The sequence below is a fragment of the Methylocaldum gracile genome, assembly GCF_053646815.1.
Genome location: NZ_CM132196.1, coordinates 3738611 through 3753772, shown reverse-complemented (window position 1 = coordinate 3753772; position 15162 = coordinate 3738611). Strand labels below are relative to the sequence as shown.

Sequence of the window (15162 nt, the reverse complement as noted above, 5' to 3'; positions counted from 1 at the left end):
TCTAGCGAGCCGGCATGACCGAAAAGGATTCCGAAATGCTGAAACTGCGGCTACGAGAACTTTCGGATAAATCCTGATAATACAACCGAATGCGATAGTTTCCGACCGGCAGTCGACCAATTCGATAGGTTCGGTAAAGCCCGGAGCCGGGAAGGGTGCTTTCCTCCGGTTGAAAGGTATAAAGGCACTGCCCGTAGTGGTTGACGACGATCTCGATTTCGTTTCCTTTCATCCGGGCATCGACACGGTCGTCGTTGCAACCGCGCCGCGGGTAATAAATCAGGATATCTTCGTTGGCGCGAGGACTATTGGGTTCGATAAAAAGGGTCTCGCCCTGCGCTGCGCCGGGTCCCAGGAAATATTCTTGGGCAACCGCCGGGAGAGGAAGAAGGCTCAACAAGAATGCCGGTATATGGCGGCGAACTCGGGATAACCGCGTCCATCGAAGCGTGGAAAAATGGCCGTTAGTCATTGCGCATGCCAAAGACTCGGGTTTCGCGGTAATAGCTGCTTCCCCAGACATATACGTACATCGCGCCGCTAACCAGGGTCGTCAAAAATACGATCGCGGTCAGGCCGGTGATGAGGCTGGCGGGCAACGACACGAAGCCATGGTGCAGGAGTATGATGAATACCAGAAAGAGCTGGAGCAATGTATTCACTTTGCTGATCAGGAGCGGTTGCCCTTCGAAGGGCCGCAGCAGGAAGTAATACAGCACTGCACCGGTGAATATCACCAGGTCGCGCAAGACCACGGTGGCCATGAGCCAAAACGGGAGCAGTCCCATAAAGCTCAGCACGATATAAGACGAAACCAGAAGCAGCTTGTCGGCCAAAGGGTCGATATAGGAGCCGAGACGGGATTGCCAGTGAAAATGCTTGGCTAGAAAACCGTCCAGAGCATCCGATACACCCGCAATCACGAACAGCGTCAGAGCCCAATCGAAGCGCTTTTCCAGCATCGAACTGATGACGGGATAGACGAGCAGGATTCGGCAAACCGAAATGATATTGGGTATATGACGTGCTTTCATTCGGCTAATCGGTAGGTTAACCCGGAAAACTGCCGGTCCTCGTTAGCGACGGGTCTCAACACCCGCCCTAAAGCGAGGGCCTCCTCCAACGACGCCCTGTCGCCGAGTACGTATAGCTTAAACAAGGCATGATCGGCGTCCACTCCCATCCACTCCAGCCTTTTGACCTGAGACAGCCGGCTCAGATAGGCGGTTGCGCGATCGGTCGCATCGAGAGACGACAGGCCGACGATTTTCAATTCCAGAGTCGTTTCCTGCGTGGTACGCGGAATGAACCGTTCGGCCAGGCGGGAGTAGACTCCGGATGTACCCGACCGGAGTGCTTCCTGGAGATCGGGAAAGTTTCCCTGCCAAGTCTCGTCGAGATTTTGAAGGTAAATTCGCCAAGTGGCATCCCAGGTTCCCTCCGGTCTATGCGACAAGCGTCCGGCGAGCACGGCATCGGTCTCGTATCGAGCGGACGCTTGCTTGACTCGCTCTCCGTTACCGGTTTCCAGGTCGTCGATGCTGAGACTCTGTTGGTCGGTCAAATCCCACAAAGGAACCGTCACGGGCAATCCGCTTTCCTCCGCTGCGGCACGTAGCGCGCGGTCGATCTCCGGCATTTGATCGGCCACGAAAATCGATTTTTCCGCATTATCCTCAATCGAAAGCCATACCAGCACTTCGGGGCGCTGTTCTCCCCAAGGACTGATGTTCGATTTACGCAAGGTGTCGTTAATGCGCGGCGAATCGAACTCCACGCGCAAATAGTCGAGCGGCGCATCGGTGTCCGACTTGGTTATGTACTCGTATTGCAGAACGAAATGGTCGGGTTTTTCCAGCATGGAGCGTACGGCCTTGGACTGCATGGCATCGGTCCTGACCAATCGCTTGAGGACTTGCTCAAGAGCTTTGCGGATGTCTTCGTTACGTGTCGATTCATCTTTGCTCTGTACGGCGACGTCCATTCGATACAATCCTTTTATTTCCGCGGCCATAAGGTTGGGACAAACCATTATGAGCCACAAACTGACTAGGGCGACGAGGCGCACGAAGATCCTCCCGCAGGTTGGCGAAGAGCGTTGTACAATATCACAATCCCTTAGAGCAGCTAAAACACTCTATGTCCGTTCGACCCGTCGAGATTTCACTTGAACGGGCACCGGTTTCCGGCTCATTAGAGTTCTTTTTTCCGAATTGATATCCCGGAGATTCAGCTTGACCGATTCCAAAACCGAATCCCTCGATTACAAAAGCGCCGGTGTCGACATCGAGGCCGGTAATGCACTCGTAGAGCGAATTAAACCGTTTGCCGCAAGAACTCGCATTCCCGGTGTGCTGGCCGGACTCGGGGGATTCGGCTCGCTGTTCGAGCTTCCGGTAGGCCGTTACAAGCAGCCGGTTTTGGTCGCCGGCACCGACGGGGTGGGCACGAAACTAAGATTGGCCATCGATAGCGGACAGCATGGCGGCGTCGGCATCGACTTGGTTGCAATGTGTGTCAACGATATCGTCGTTCAGGGCGCCGAGCCTTTGTTTTTTCTCGATTATTACGCCACCGGCAAACTCGAGGTGGATGTCGCCGCCTCGGCGATCCAAGGCATCGGCAAAGGCTGCGAATTGGCCGGGTGCGCCCTGGTGGGCGGCGAAACGGCGGAGATGCCGGGGATGTACGGCACAGGCGATTACGATTTGGCCGGCTTTTGCGTGGGCATAGTGGAGAAGGACGAGATTCTCGACGGAAGCCGGGTCCGTCCGGGCGACAAACTGCTCGGCCTGGCGTCTTCCGGACCGCACTCGAACGGCTATTCCTTGATCCGCAAGATCGTGGACCGAGAAGGCCGCCGCCTGGATGAATCATTGGACGGAAAGTCCTTGGGCGAATGGTTGCTCGAGCCGACCCGGATCTACGTCAAGCCATTGCTGCAACTCATGCGTCAAATCAGGGTTCATGCCCTGGCCCATATCACCGGCGGCGGAATCACGGAAAACCTGCCGCGGGTCTTGCCGGATCGCTCGGAGGCGGTGGTCGACCCGCTCGCGTGGCCGAGACCGGCCGTGTTCCGCTGGCTGCAGGAAAAAGGCGGGGTAGAGGACGGCGAGATGCTGCGCACCTTCAATTGCGGCATCGGCATGATCGTCTGCGTCGCGCCGGAAGACGAAGAGAACGCCCGTGCGCTGCTCACCGCTGCCGGCGAGACCGTGTATACCATCGGCGAGATCGCATCGGCTGATGGCGGTCCTCGGGTCAGGTACGTCCAGCCCTAGTACGCAATGCTACTGTTCAGGAAGATTTATGGAACTTAGTGTCGTTGTGCCGGTTCACAACGAGGAAGACAACGTTGAACCGCTGATCGCCGAAATCGATCGAGCCTTGATCGATGCGGGAAATTACGAAGTGATTTTCGTGGATGACGGCAGCACCGACAATACCCTGACCCGCCTTGACGGTTTGCGAGCGCAGTACCCGCGGCTGCGCGTTCTGTGTCACCGACGCTGCTGCGGGCAAAGCACCGCCTTGCTGACCGGCGTTCGCGCGGCCCGCGGACGAATCATCGCGACCCTGGACGGCGACGGGCAAAATAATCCTGCCGATATACCGAAATTGATCTCGGCCCTGAAGTCTATGGACCAGGACGGAATGAAGGCCATGGTGGCGGGACTTCGCAAGCGCCGCAAGGATACCGGCTGGCGGCGGTTTTCCTCCAAAGTTGCTAATGCCGTGCGCAGTTCGCTGCTTCACGATAATACGCCGGATACGGGATGCGGGCTCAAGGTGTTCTCGCGCGAGTTGTTTCTTTCCCTGCCGTATTTCGACCATATGCACCGTTTCCTTCCCGCGCTTGTTCAGCGGGCCGGAGGAAAAGTCGTGTCGGTGGAAGTCGATCATCGGCCCCGTGTGCGCGGTGTGTCCAAATATGGCACCTGGCACCGGCTATGGGTCGGCATTGTCGACCTGTGCGGGGTGATGTGGCTGCAACGGCGCGCACGCTTTCCTGAAGTGAAGGAAGTGGGCGGTTAAAGGTCTTTATCTCCCGGGCGAGATGGCGTAAGTTTTTAGATTTAATTCGCATAAGAACAAAGGAAAATAATATGAGACCGAATCCCGTCCTACATGCAGTTGTCGTTTTTTCCGTAGTCTGGGCCGGAGTGGGCCGGGCTGAGGAACCGAAGATGCCGCCTCGCCAAGTGCTTTTGGAGAAAGCCCTCGAGCTGCCAACCAATAAGGTCAATTCGCGGGTCATTCGGGTCATTTTCCCGGAGGGTTACAAGACACCTTTGCATACGCATGAAGGGCCGGGGCCTCGTTACGTCGTGAAGGGCAAGGTGAAAATCGAGGAAGGCGGCCAGGTTCGCGAATACGGGCCCGGAGAGGTGTTTTGGGAATCCGGTCAATGGATGACGGCGGAGAATGTCGGGCAAGGCGAGGCCGAGGTCATCATCATGGAATTGGCGGCGCCTAAGTAAGCAAGATATTTGCCCATGGGAAGCGGAACGATCCGGTGGGCACACGTCATCCAAGGGGCGGCGCAGCTATTTTGGATTCAGGCCGCTTTGCTTCTCCGGCGCAGAAGGAGGAGCAGCATCCAAAGCGGCACTAATCTGCAAATTGGTTAGCCAACCGTGAACACGGTTGACCAGAAATTCTCCGATGTCTTGCCATCCGTGATCGGGCTCATTCAGAACCAGCAACCGATAGGACGGATTGGTTTTCATGGCGGCCCGCTTGCGGGACGCTTCGTCGTCCATCGGCACCGATATTCGGCTGCTTAGAATTTCAAGTATAGGCAAGCGGATGGCGCTCAGGCTATCGGGGGAGATCGGCGGTGGATCGAGCTTCCGCACGGGGGCCGGGTCGATCAGCACCGCGGCCTTCACGGCTCCGTCGGGCGAATCGGCGAGATAGCTCAATGCCGTCCATGCTCCGATATCGTGGGCCAGCAAGGCGATATTCCCGATTTTTTTCTGCTTGAGAAACTCCACGCTGGATTGCAGCCTTGCGATCGTTTCTGCAAGAAGATTCGCATGGCCTTGCAGATCGTCGGCGTCCGATATGGGCATCGCCAAAGACAAACTGCTCCAGCCGTGTACCGGCAAGCCTAGTCGGAGCGGACGAATAAGATCGGCCGCATCCTGATTCGAATGTCTCCCATGCAGCAGGATGACGCCGCCGCGTACGTCTTTCGATACTGCCTCTCGGTATAGTCCCTGAAATCCCAGATCGGACGCTTCCAGCCGAATCGCTTCGTCCGGGTGTGTACGAGTCCCGATATCGTCGGCGATTTGACGCTCCCGATGCACATCCGTTGCCAAGGTCTCGCTACTCGCCAGACACGCCGAAATCGAGATAATCAAAATTTGCTTACAGAGGCGGGTTTTTGAACACAAATTGTTTCCTCGAAAAAGGCCAAAAGGTATGAAGCGTTCAGCGGTCCGGCGATTTCGATTGGTGTAAACTGGCCGGAGCCAATGCGCTACGAAGCCGAACAATCCTCTTCAGTGTACCGGAGCGTCACCCATGGAAACACTCTCTGAAACCATCGATGGTCTTCCCAATATCTCGGGGTCGGAATCTTTGATCGAACAGGCGATTCGAAACCGGCCGGACACGGTCTTCCAGAATTCCAGTCCAATCGAGTTCGGCCGCATCAAGAGCGCCGCCGCGATCGCGCTGCACATGCATCAGCCTTTGATTCCGGCCGGTGGCGGGGATCCGTCCACCGCCAAGATCATCAGCAATCTCAAGCACATGATGGAGAATCAGCATATCGGCGATAACCATAACGCCCCGGTTTTCCACTGGTGCTACAAGCGCATGGGCGAGTTCGTGCCGCAACTGATACACGAGGGCAAGGAACCGAGGGTCATGCTGGAATACTCGGGAACCCTGTTCTACGGCCTTCGCGAGATGGGCTTGCACGACGTGTTCGACAATCTCAAGACGATCACCGTAAATCCGGATTACCGCCGTGCCGTCGAATGGCTGGGCGCGCCCTGGGGCCATGCCGTGGCCCCGTCAACACCGGTTCAGGATTATCGCCTGCACGTCAAAGCCTGGCAGCATCATTTCGCCGCCATTTTCGGCGTTGAGGCTTTGACGCGGGTGCGGGGTTTCTCGCCTTCCGAGATGGCGCTGCCGAATCATCCGGATGTCGCCTACGAATTCGTGAAGACGCTCCGGGATTGCGGCTATACGTGGGTTCTGGTGCAGGAGCATACCGTCGAGCGTCCCGAAAACGGCTGGGGACCGGAGCACAAGCATTTGCCGCATCGGCTGGTTTGCACCAATTCGGAAGGCGAAAGCGTCAGCATCATCGCGATCATCAAGACCCAGGGCAGCGATACCAAGCTGGTGGCGCAGATGCAGCCTTACTACGAGGCCAGAAGCCTGTCCCGCTGGGATCTGGCCGGAAAATCGGTCCCGCCGCTGGTGACGCAAATCGCCGATGGCGAGAACGGCGGCGTGATGATGAACGAATTTCCGCCGAAGTTCATGGAGGTGGTCCGCGAGGCCAGCGGGTCGGAAACGCCGCTCATGAACGTGACCGAATACCTGGAATTTTTAGCCGACACGGGGATAGCAGAAAGCGATTTCCCGACGGTACAACCCTTGTTTCAAAAAATGATTTGGGACCGTTTCAAACCCGGCGACGGTGCCGAAAAGCTGGAAAAAATCATCGAGGAGATCAAGAAAGAAGATCACCGGTTTCACATGGAGGGCGGCAGCTGGACCAGCGATATTTCCTGGGTGAAAGGCTATGAGAACGTATTGGGCCCCATGGAAGAAGCCAGCGCACTGTTTTACGAGAAGGTCCTGAAAAAAGGTGCGCCGACCGACGATCCGCGTTATCGGAATGCACTGTTCCATTTGATGACGGCTCAAACCAGTTGCTACCGGTACTGGGGGCAAGGTCTGTGGACGGATTACGGCCGAGAGATTTGCCGACGGGCGACGGAGATCTTCAACAGCGATTTCTGAACGAGTTTCGCGAGGCGCGAAAGAAGCGGGCTGTACAGCCCGCTTTTTGCTTGGACCGATCAAATCGGTAACTCGGAATTCGGCACGCCTATGGAAAAATGTTGCTGAATGATTTTCCAGTTGCCGTGTTCTTTCCTGAACACCAGGCTCAAGCGGAACGGTACATCACCGTTCGCGAAGTGCCAAACCGCCTGCTCGGCGGCCCAGGCAACCGCGCCCCGGTGCCCGACTTGGAGATTGACCGGCGAAACCACCGGCAATCCGCCATTCTCGTAACCGATAGACGCCAGAAAATCGAAAATGCCTTGCCACCAGGCTACGATCGCGTCGTGGCCGACGAAGACCTCGGGGGTATCGGTGCCCAAGGCCAAGGCATCCGGCGAACGCGAGGTGATGAATTCCATGAAGTCGATATCGCCGGTCGTGGATGCATTATGGAACTGCATTATCAACCCTTTGATCTCGTCGTCGACGGCATCGGCGCGAACGGCTTGCGGTGCGGCAAAAGCGAGCATGAATCCGCATACGGTGGCTATTAATGGAAAAATGATGAATTTCGAGCGCGATGAGTTAGTCATTCCTGTAGTCCTTCGATGTAATGAAATCTATGGGAAATTGAAGGCTGGCTTTGTCCAATTCCTTATGCGACGCCTCCCAAGCGACCTCCCTTCGATTCGGATTCTAGAGGGCTTGATCTCCGCCGGAAGTGAACTATTCACGCGAATCGAGGCGCTTGCTCGCCGCCGGAAAATCGGTGCGGCGCGCTGGCGGGATATGAATCGATTTGTCGAGATAAGATGGAACAGCGGCCGATAATCGGCTTATCGGCCATGATGGCAGGAAAAGCGAAGGAGGCGGAGAATAGATCTCCGCCCGTGGCTTCGTTGGATGTGAGAAAGTGTCAGGCCGAGCGCCGCTCCATCCTGTGGATCACCTCTTTGATTTCCTCGCCGCTGACGACTTCCCGTTCCTGCAATATCTTGGCGATTTCATCCAAAGTTGTGCGTCGCTGCGTGAGAATTTCCCGCGACCGGCGCTGCCCCTCCTCGACCAGTTCCCTGACTTCCGAGTCGATTAGCTGCGCGGTCTCTTCGCTAAAATTCCGCTCCTCGGTTCCTTCGATATTGAGATATGCGAGCTGCTGCCTTTTTCCGTAGGTGAGCGGGCCGAGTTTCTTGCTCATGCCCAATTGGCAAACCATGGCCCTCGCGATTTCGCTGGCTTTCTCGAGATCGTTGTGAGTGCCGCTGGATATATTGCCGAATACCAACTCTTCGGCCGCGCGTCCTGCAAGCAGGATGGCGATCTTGTCGCGGAGTTCGTCCTCGGTGGCGAGGAATTTTTCCTCGATCGGCAATTGTAGGGTAAAGCCCAAGGCGGCCGCGCCGCGTGGAATGATGGAGACCTTGTGTACCGGTTCGCCGGTGGGAACGACCTCGGCCACCAGTGCGTGGCCGGACTCGTGATATGCAACTCGGCGCTTCTCCGGTTCGCTGAGCGTACGGCTCTTTTTCTCGGGGCCGGCGATGATTCGGTCAATGGCCGCCTCGAAGTGCCTCATGCCGACCGCTTCCTGGTTTTCGCGCACGGCGATGATGGCGGCTTCGTTGCAGATATTGGCGAGATCCGCGCCAACCAGACCAGGCGTCCGTTGGGCCACGACCCGGAGATTCACGTCCGGCCCCAACTTGATATTGCGGGTATGCAGCTGGAGTATGGCAACCCGGTCGTCCAGGCCCGGCTTGTCGACCACGATCTGCCGGTCGAAGCGGCCCGCGCGCAGCAGGGCTCTATCGAGGATTTCCGGGCGGTTGGTGGCCGCCATGACCACCACCCCGATCGATGGATCGAAGCCGTCCATTTCCGTGAGCAGTTGGTTCAAGGTCTGTTCGCGCTCGTCATGACCGCCCATGACCACCGGGCCGCCGCGCGCCCGCCCGATGGCGTCGAGTTCGTCGATGAAGATCATGCAGGGCGCTTTTTGCCGGGCTTGTTCGAAGAGGTCGCGAACCCGCGCCGCGCCCACTCCGACGAACATCTCGATGAACTCGGAACCGCTGATATTGAAGAACGGCACCCCGGCCTCGCCGGCCACTGCGCGCGCCAGCAAGGTCTTGCCCGTGCCGGGTGCGCCGACCAGAAGGACGCCCTTCGGCATGCGGCCGCCCAGTCGTTGGATACGGGCCGGATTGCGTAAGAATTCGATGGTTTCCTTGAGCTCTTGCTTGGCTTCCTCGGCGCCCGCGACGTCCTGAAACGTGACCTTGACCGACGATTCCGCATGAATGCGAACCCGGCTGCGGCCGAAGTTCAAAAGCCCGCGCCCGCCGGTCATGCGGCGCGCCATCCAGGTCCAGAGCGCGAACAGAATGCCGATAGGCAACAACCAATTGAAGATGAAGTTGCCCAACCAGTTGTTGCCGTAGCGAACGGTGTATTTGACGCCTTTTTCTTCCAGGGCCTGCGCCAAATTCTGATTCCATAATGGCACGGTGATGAAACGGCGTCGTTCTTCGCCGGGAGCCTCGGGCTTCAGGTACCCGGTGATCACTTGATCCATCACGACGACGTCCTCTACCTGTTGTTCCTGCACGTATTTCAGAAAATCGCTATATGGGATTTCGTCCTGGCGTACTTCCTGATAGCCCTGCCAGAAATACAAGGTGGCTAAGATCAGAAGGAGATAAAGCCAGAGATTGATGCGCCGTCGCCGCATGCTCTGATAATCGCTCTCATCGCCGGCGCGCGGATTGATTTCCGTATCGGGTTTCCCGTCGAGGTCTGCGCTTCGCAAGTTGTCGGTCAGTTTTTTCCAGAACTCCTGAACACCTTTACCGAGGGAATCCAACAAGGAATCTCGTGAATTCTTATTCATATGAATCTCCCAATGGAACCGCGGGACAGCCGACGGATACAGTTTCGAACCCGATGGGGTGCGATTGGTTCCGCCGGCGGCGTTGACTCAAAAAAGACTCTTTTTGACGTGGTCAGAACTCGGATTCGTCGGGTGCCGTAGAATCCGCTCGAGAATTCGGACCCAGCCACTGATTGACGATCGCGAGATCCGCTGGGTTCAAGGTCCCGGCGGCCTGTTTGAGCGCCAGACTGTTGATGATGTAATCGTAGCGCGCCCGCGCATAATCGCGCTTGGTCCGAAACAGATTGCGCTGTTCGGCGAGGACGTCGACCATCGTTCGGGTGCCGACTTCCAACCCGGCTTCGGTCGCTTCCACGGCACTTTGCGACGACACTACCGCCGCCTGGAGGGCCTCCACCTGACTGATGGCGGACAGAATACCACGGTAAGCATCTTTCACTTGACGCTTGACCGACCGCCGTACGCCGTCCAGATTTTCCTGGGCCGCTTCGTATTCATGGCGGGCCTGGCGAACCCGCGAGTTGACGCCGCCGCCCGCGAACATCGGTACGTTGACTTGCATTCCGATGACTTGATATTCGGTAGGTATGCCGCGCGGCCGGTTGGTATCGGTGAATCCCGCCGAGCCGACCAGATCCATCGACGGAAGATGGCCGGCGAACTGAAGATCGATATCTTTTTTCGCCACCAGGCTGCGGTTCTCGGCTGCAACGATACTGAGATTGCTTTGCTGGGCCAGGTCGCTCCAGTTCTCGATGTTTTCGGGATCCGGGCCCTTCAACGGAATCTTTTCGGCGAGTTCGGCCAGGGCAAGGTCGTATTCGCCGATGATTTCCTGGAGCGCTTCCCGCGCGTTGTCCACCTGGTTTTCGGCCTGTATGACATTAGCCCGGGCCTGGTCGTAACCCGCTTGGGCTTCGTGCACGTCGGTAATGGCGATCAGTCCCACCTCGAACCGTGCCTTGGCTTGTTCGAGCTGGCGCTCGATGGCGCGCTGCTCGGCCAGCGCGAATTCGCGGCTGTCCTGGGCGAACAAAACATCGAAATAGGCACGCGCGGTACGCAGCATCAGGTTTTGTTGCTCCGCCGCGTAATTGGCTTCCGCCTCGGCGATTTGATTGTCCGCCTGGCTCAGCTGGACCCAATAGTCGTGATGATAAATCGGCTGAGTCAGGTTGATGCTGGCCGCACTGTTCCAGAAGCCGACATTCCGGGCACCGGCGATGAAGGCGAGCTGAAACTCCTCGAACTTCGACAGCACGGAGTTGCGGTTGAGCTCGCCGGTCAGCGACAAAGTCGGCAATAGACGGGCGACACTTTGCGGCTTGGCTTCCAGGACGGCGTTGCGGGTCGCTTCCACTTCGCGCAGCCTTGGATCGCGTTGCAACGCGAGTTCGAGGATTTGCAAGAGATCCTGCGCCTTCGCGCCTGCCGTCACGAGCAACAATAGAGCGAGCAAGATGCCTTTTTTCATTGGTAATGCAGCTTCACCTTATCGGTTCCGACACGCTTTTTAAGACGCGCGAGCAGTTCATCGCCGGGATGTACGCGCCATGCTTCCCCGAGCTGAATCGTCGTCTGTGCCGCTTTCCCTCGGTATTCGATATAAATCGGACAGCTGCCGCCTCGAAACGGTGCGAGCAGATCGACGAGTTCGTTGACCCACTGGGCTTCCGAAGGGGCGGTGTTCGGGCCCGACGGCGGCCATTGAATGAAGAGATGTTTGGCGAAGTGCGCGCGCGCCTGCGCCATGGTGAACAGGTGTTCCGCGGTCAGGCGGAGTTGGCCGGCATAGTCGTCGAAACCCAGATTGCCTTCGACGACGAGCAGCGCGTCCTTCACCAAATGTTCCCGGTATTTTTCCAAAACCTCCGAAAACACCGCTACTTCCAGCCTTCCGGTTCGGTCATCCAGAGTGGCGAAGGCCATGCGCTTGCCGTTCTTGTTCTGCCGGGCGCGAAGCTCCACGACGAGCCCCGCGACTACGGCGCGCACTTCCCGGCGTCCTCCGGGCCCCCGCTCGTTGTCGAGCGACAATTTTCCGAGACGGCCGGTAACGAAGTGCTGGATTTCGGCCTCGTAAGGGCCGATCGGATGGCCGGTGAGATAGAGCCCTAGCGTCATTTTCTCGTAAGCCAGGCGCTCGTCTTCCGGCCAAGGTTCGACGGCTGTTGCGACGCGCGGCGTATCCTCGGCCTCTGCCGGGCCCCCGAGCCCGAACAAGTCGTCCTGCCCGGTTTCGGCCATGGTACCGTGTTGTTCGGCCGCTTTGATCGCGTCCGACAGCTCCGCCATATGGCGTGCGCGATTCGAATCGATGGAATCCAGGGTGCCGGAGCGGATCAGCGCTTCGATCACGCGCCGGTTGACCTTGCGCAGATCGACCCGGCGGCAGAAATCGTACAGATCCTCGAACGGGCCGCCGCGTTTGCGCTCCTCGAGAATATCCCGGATCGCCGTTTCGCCAACTCCTTTGATCGCGCCTAGGCCATACAGGATGGTGCGGTCGTTGAGCACCGCGAAGCGGTATTCTGAGCGGTTGATGTCCGGCGGCTGGACGGCCAGTTTCATTTCCCGGCACTCTTCGATCAGGACCACGACCTTGTCGGTGTTGTCCATGTCCGAGGACAGCACCGCAGCCATGAAGGCAGCCGGAAAATGGGCCTTGAGCCAGGCGGTCTGGTAGGACACCAGCGCGTAGGCCGCCGAGTGCGACTTGTTGAAGCCGTAGCCGGCGAACTTCTCCATGAGATCGAAGATGTAGCCGGCGATATTCTCGTCGACCCCTAGCCCGACCGAGCCGGTGACGAAGATTTCCCGCTGTTTCGCCATTTCCTCGGGCTTTTTCTTGCCCATCGCGCGGCGCAGGAGATCGGCGCCGCCCAGAGTGTAACCGGCCATGTCGCGGGCGATTTGCATCACCTGTTCCTGGTATACGATGACGCCGTTGGTGGGCCTGAGAATCGGCTCTAGGACTGGGTGCGGGAATTCCGCCTTGGTGCGGCCGTGCTTGACGTTGATGTAGTCGTCGACCATGCCTGACTGCAGCGGGCCCGGACGGAACAGCGCCACCAGGGCGATGATGTCCTCGAAGCAGTCCGGTTGCAGGCGCCGGATCAGGTCCTTCATGCCGCGTGATTCGAGCTGGAAGACGGCGGTTGTCGAACAGCTTTTCAGCAGCTTGTAGGTGTCGGGGTCGTCCAGGGGAATTTGGGCGATGTCCACCGGCGGCGCGTCTTTCTCGGCCCGCTGTTTGTTGATGGTTTCCAGCGCCCAGTCGATGATGGTGAGAGTGCGGAGTCCCAGAAAGTCGAACTTGACCAGACCCACCGCTTCCACGTCGTCCTTGTCGAACTGGGTCACCAGGTTTTCGCCGCCCGGTTCGCAGTACAGCGGGGAGAAATCGATCAGCTGGGACGGCGCGATGACGACGCCGCCCGCGTGCTTGCCGGCGTTGCGGGTAATGCCTTCGAGCGACTTGGCGAGGTCGATCAGCGTTCGGACTTCCTCGTCGCTCTCGTACAGCTTTCTGAGGTCTTCGCTGTCGGTGAGGGCCTTGTCCAGGGTGATGCCCAGTTCGAACGGAATCAGCTTGGCGATCTTGTCCACGAAACCGTAGGAATGGCCCAGTACCCGGCCCACGTCTCGCACCACGGCCTTGGCCGCCATGCTGCCGTAGGTGATGATCTGGGACACCCGGTCGCGCCCGTATTTGCGGGCTACGTAGTCGATCACCTCGTCGCGGCGCTCCATGCAGAAGTCCACGTCGAAGTCGGGCATGGACACGCGCTCGGGGTTAAGAAAGCGCTCGAAGAGCAGTTCGAATTCGATGGGATCGAGGTCGGTGATCTTGAGGGCGTAGGCCACCAGCGAGCCCGCGCCGGAGCCGCGTCCCGGCCCAACCGGAATGCCGTTTTTCTTGGCCCACTGGATGAAATCGGCCACGATCAGGAAGTAGCCGGGGAAATCCATCTGATTGATGACCGAGATTTCCAGTTCCAGCCGCTCTTCGTAGCGCTTGCGCCGGTCTTCGAGACTCCCGCTCCCGGTGGGCGGTCGGACCGCCAGACGTTCCTTCAACCCCTTGCGCGACTCCTCGGCGAAAAATTCCGCCGTACTCATGCCTTCGGGTACGGGGAATTGCGGCAGAAAGTTCTTGCCTAGGGTCAGTTCGAGATTGCAGCGTTTGGCGATCTCGACCGAGTTTTCCAGGGCTTCGGGGAGATCGGCGAACAACTCCGCCATCTCCTCGGGGCTTCGGAGATATTGCTGCTCGGTGTAATCGCGCGGGCGGCGCGGATCGTCCAATACCCGGCCCTGATGGATGCAGACCCGGGCTTCGTGAGCCTCGAATTCCGACGGGCTGATGAAACGTACGTCGTTGGTGGCGACCACCGGGACGTCGAGCTCGATCGCGAGGCTCACGGCACCCTCGATGTATTCCTCCTCGTCCGGACGTCCGGTGCGTTGCAGCTCCAGATAAAAGCGCCGGTCGAAAATTCCGAGCCAGCGTTCGAGCAGGCGTTTCGCTTCGCTTACGTTGCCCATCAGCAAAGCCTGTCCGATATCGCCTCGGCGGGCGCCGGAGAGCGCCAAGAGTCCCTCGTTTTTTTCTTCCAGCCACTCGGGCATCAGCAAGGGCACGCCTTGATGCTGATTTTCCCGATAGCTGCGGGAAATCAATTCGGTGAGGGTGCGGTATCCCGCGGTATTCTGCACGTACAGCGTCAAAGCATGCGGAGAGGCCGGGTCGGCTTCGTTGTATAGCTGCACATCGGCTCCGGCAATGGGCTTAACCCCTTCGGCCAAGGCCGCTTTATAGAACTTGACCAGGGCGAACAGATTGGACTGGTCGGTCACGGCCACCGCCGGCATGCCCAGCGCCGCCGTGCGCTTGACCAGGGCTTTCACGTCGACCAGTCCGTCGACCAGGGAGTATTCCGTGTGGACGCGCAGGTGAATGAAACGGGGATCGAGCGCTTCGGTCATGAAGTTCGGGTAGCTTGCAGGTTTGTCTAAAAGATCGTTTTCCGTCACTTGTTGCGGTGCGTGATCGGCATTCTCCTAGTTTTCGTGAGAATGTACGTTCTAGGCTCGAACGTGTTCTCGCCAATCAGGCGCATCCGAACTGCTGCGTTGTCATTTTATTCGCACGTGTGTCGACCATTCGTTCATCAGACGATCTTCCATCGTATGGTAAACATCGGCGTCAAAGTCGGCTCGATTTGGCTTCGCGGCCACTGGACCGGATTCGAACTTTGCGGAACCGCAGTAATTCAGGCGTGAGA

12 protein-coding genes are annotated in these 15162 nt (G+C 58.2%); 4 read left to right on the top strand and 8 right to left on the bottom strand.

The window, feature by feature from the left end; genetic code table 11:
- Window position 1: 1 nt before the first annotated feature.
- The 3 genes from ACWJJK_RS16635 to ACWJJK_RS16625 form a co-directional block, all read right to left on the bottom strand.
- Window positions 2–397 carry a hypothetical protein gene (locus ACWJJK_RS16635; RefSeq protein WP_156879538.1) on the bottom strand — a complete coding sequence of 132 codons (396 nt, stop codon included), beginning with the start codon at window positions 395–397 and terminating at the stop codon, window positions 2–4.
- A 67-nt stretch (window positions 398–464) separates the two neighbouring features.
- Window positions 465–1034, bottom strand: coding sequence for a CDP-alcohol phosphatidyltransferase family protein (locus ACWJJK_RS16630; RefSeq protein ID WP_156879539.1), 570 nt, complete (start codon window positions 1032–1034; stop codon window positions 465–467).
- A complete protein-coding gene (locus ACWJJK_RS16625) occupies window positions 1031–2014 on the bottom strand; it encodes a DUF2066 domain-containing protein (RefSeq protein WP_280858437.1) in 984 nt (327 codons plus the stop codon). Before ACWJJK_RS16625 ends, ACWJJK_RS16630 begins: the two co-directional genes overlap by 4 nt.
- 220 nt (window positions 2015–2234) lie before the next feature.
- On the opposite strand from ACWJJK_RS16625, the gene purM reads away from it, so the two are divergent.
- From purM to ACWJJK_RS16610, 3 genes are all read left to right on the top strand, one after another.
- On the top strand, window positions 2235–3284 hold the full coding sequence (gene purM / locus ACWJJK_RS16620; RefSeq protein ID WP_156879540.1) for a phosphoribosylformylglycinamidine cyclo-ligase: 1050 nt from the start codon (window positions 2235–2237) through the stop codon (window positions 3282–3284).
- 28 nt (window positions 3285–3312) lie between these two features.
- Window positions 3313–4038: a glycosyltransferase family 2 protein gene (locus ACWJJK_RS16615; protein WP_077728064.1), complete on the top strand. Its 726-nt coding sequence runs from the start codon at window positions 3313–3315 to the stop codon at window positions 4036–4038.
- A gap of 71 nt (window positions 4039–4109) precedes the next feature.
- Window positions 4110–4484 carry a cupin domain-containing protein gene (locus tag ACWJJK_RS16610; RefSeq protein WP_077728065.1) on the top strand — a complete coding sequence of 125 codons (375 nt, stop codon included), beginning with the start codon at window positions 4110–4112 and terminating at the stop codon, window positions 4482–4484.
- 66 nt (window positions 4485–4550) lie between these two features.
- Here the strand turns inward: ACWJJK_RS16610 and ACWJJK_RS16605 are convergent, their stop codons facing one another.
- Window positions 4551–5405 carry a DUF3530 family protein gene (locus ACWJJK_RS16605; RefSeq protein WP_347257397.1) on the bottom strand — a complete coding sequence of 285 codons (855 nt, stop codon included), beginning with the start codon at window positions 5403–5405 and terminating at the stop codon, window positions 4551–4553.
- A 130-nt stretch (window positions 5406–5535) separates the two neighbouring features.
- Between ACWJJK_RS16605 and ACWJJK_RS16600 the strand changes: the two genes are divergently transcribed.
- Window positions 5536–6996, top strand: coding sequence for a glycosyl hydrolase family 57 (locus ACWJJK_RS16600; protein ID WP_077728067.1), 1461 nt, complete (start codon window positions 5536–5538; stop codon window positions 6994–6996).
- Between the two features lie 59 nt (window positions 6997–7055).
- Here the strand turns inward: ACWJJK_RS16600 and ACWJJK_RS16595 are convergent, their stop codons facing one another.
- The 4 genes from ACWJJK_RS16595 to dnaE all read right to left on the bottom strand — a co-directional run bounded on the left by ACWJJK_RS16595 (window position 7056) and on the right by dnaE (window position 14863).
- Window positions 7056–7574: a nuclear transport factor 2 family protein gene (locus ACWJJK_RS16595; RefSeq protein ID WP_077728068.1), complete on the bottom strand. Its 519-nt coding sequence runs from the start codon at window positions 7572–7574 to the stop codon at window positions 7056–7058.
- A gap of 323 nt (window positions 7575–7897) precedes the next feature.
- Window positions 7898–9871, bottom strand: coding sequence for an ATP-dependent zinc metalloprotease FtsH (gene ftsH / locus ACWJJK_RS16590; RefSeq protein WP_454128294.1), 1974 nt, complete (start codon window positions 9869–9871; stop codon window positions 7898–7900).
- 112 nt (window positions 9872–9983) lie between these two features.
- On the bottom strand, window positions 9984–11348 hold the full coding sequence (locus tag ACWJJK_RS16585) for a TolC family outer membrane protein (protein ID WP_156879541.1): 1365 nt from the start codon (window positions 11346–11348) through the stop codon (window positions 9984–9986).
- A complete protein-coding gene (gene dnaE, locus ACWJJK_RS16580) occupies window positions 11345–14863 on the bottom strand; it encodes a DNA polymerase III subunit alpha (protein WP_086135482.1) in 3519 nt (1172 codons plus the stop codon). Before dnaE ends, ACWJJK_RS16585 begins: the two co-directional genes overlap by 4 nt.
- Between the last annotated feature and the right edge of the window lie 299 nt (window positions 14864–15162).